Source organism: Burkholderia sp. Ac-20353 (assembly GCF_017104785.1).
Classification (GTDB): domain Bacteria; phylum Pseudomonadota; class Gammaproteobacteria; order Burkholderiales; family Burkholderiaceae; genus Burkholderia.
The window spans coordinates 1-1,832 of sequence record NZ_JAAGPL010000449.1 but is presented as its reverse complement, the minus strand read 5'-3'; the positions used below and the strand labels follow the sequence as shown (position 1 = coordinate 1,832).

Annotated in this window: 1 protein-coding gene and 1 pseudogene; both read left to right on the top strand. The window is 68.0% G+C overall.

The window, feature by feature from the left end; genetic code table 11:
• The first annotated feature begins 175 nt into the window (after positions 1–175).
• Complete coding sequence (locus tag G3N94_RS41160) at positions 176–1,510, top strand: type II and III secretion system protein family protein (RefSeq protein WP_205799888.1); 1,335 nt, start codon at positions 176–178, stop codon at positions 1,508–1,510.
• Between the two features lie 45 nt (positions 1,511–1,555).
• Positions 1,556–1,832: pseudogene (locus G3N94_RS41155) on the top strand (fimbrial protein); the annotation flags it as partial.

Here is a 1,832-nt window from a genome sequence, read left to right as displayed (position 1 = left end):
GCGCCGGCTGCGCCGCGAACGCCGCGCGCGCCGGTCGTCGCGCGATCGGGCGGCGCGAACATCGAAGTGATTCGCGGGGGGCGGACCGAGACGGTTGCCTATTAAGAATAACGAAACGCACGATCATCGACAGCAGCAACGGAAGGGAGATGGCCGCTCGACGGTCTCCGACACAATGACAAACAAACTGATTGCTTTCGCAATTGCCCTTTGGGCCATGACGTTCGCAGCGCTGGCGGGGGCCACCGGCGTGAACGGTTCGATCGATCTCGCGGTCGGCACACAGCGGCAGATCGCTGCCGGGCACACGCTGCAGCGTGTTGCGGTCGGCGATCCGTCGGTCGCCGACGTGCTCGTGATGAAGGGCGGCCGCGCCGGCACGGTGCTGCTGGTCGCGAAGGCGCCCGGTTCGACCAACGTGATGCTGTGGGAGCGCGGCCACGACGAGCCGATGGTGTGGAACGTCAATGTCGTCGATGCGGCCGCGCAGGCGGTGCTCGACAGCTCGACGCCCGGCGTGAAGGCGTACGGCGGCACGTCGGTGCTGTCCGGTTCGGCGGCATCGCTGGACGCGCACGAGCGTGCGGCGGCCGTCGGCAAGCGCATGAGCGGCAAGGACGGCACGGTAATCGACACGTCGACGGTCGGCGGCAAGAACACCGTGCAGGTCGACGTGCGGGTCGTCGAGTTCAGTCGCTCGGTGCTGAAGGAGGCGGGCCTCAACTTCTTCAAGCAGAGCAACGGCTTCGCGTTCGGCGCATTCACGCCGGGCGGGCTGCAGTCGGTGACCGGCGGCGCGACGTCGGCGTTCCAGGCGACGGCTGGCATCCCGATCGCGTCCGCGTTCAACCTCGTCGTGAATTCGGCCAGCCGCGGCATTTTCGGGAATCTGTCGATTCTCGAAGCGAACAATCTCGCACGCGTGCTTGCGCAGCCGACGCTGGTCGCGCTGTCCGGGCAGAGCGCGAGCTTCCTCGCGGGCGGCGAGATTCCGGTGCCGGTGCCGCAGGCGCTCGGTTCGACCGCGATCCAGTGGAAGCAGTACGGCGTCGGCCTCACGTTGACGCCGACGGTGCTGAGCCCGCGCCGCATCGCGCTCAAGGTCGCGCCGGAGTCGAGCCAGCTCGATTTCCTGCATGGCGTGACGATCAACAGCGTGTCCGTGCCGGCGATCACGACACGCCGGGCCGACACGACGGTCGAGCTTGGCGATGGCGAGAGCTTCGTGATCGGCGGCCTGATCGATCGCGAGACGATGTCGAACGTCAACAAGGTGCCGGTCCTCGGCGACCTGCCGATCATCGGCGCGTTCTTCAAATCCCTCAACTATCAGCAGAACGACAAGGAACTGGTGATCATCGTGACGCCGCACCTCGTCGCACCGATCGCGAAGGGCGCGTCGTTGCCGGCGACGCCGGGCGAGCAGTCCGAGCAGCGCGATGGCCCGGTGTGGCGCTCATACCTCGGCGGCATTGCGTCGCCCGACGCGGCGCCGGGGTTTTCGAAATGAACGCGGCGCGTGTCGTCGCGCGCAATGCAACCGGGAATGTTCAACATGAACGCGAGAACCCTTTCCTTGGCTGAGCCCGCCGTCACCGACTATTTCGTGTGCGCGTCGCAGCAGGACAAGCACGTCGGCTGGCTGCGCGACACGCTCGTGTCCGCGGGGGCGGTCGAAGCCGCGCTGCTCGAGCCGGGCGCGCTCGCGCAGCGTATCGCGGGGCTCAATCCGGCGATCGTCTTCATCGACTTTTCCGGCGCGCCGGCAGCCGCGAGCGCGGCCGCCGCGGCGGTGCGGCTCGCGCATCCGGGCCTGCCGGTCGTCGCGCTCG

What these genes read in the sequence shown, in the direction of transcription:
- G3N94_RS41160 (WP_205799888.1), top strand. Translation starts at nt 176, where the DNA reads ATGACAAACAAACTGATTGCTTTCGCAATTGCCCTTTGGGCCATGACG.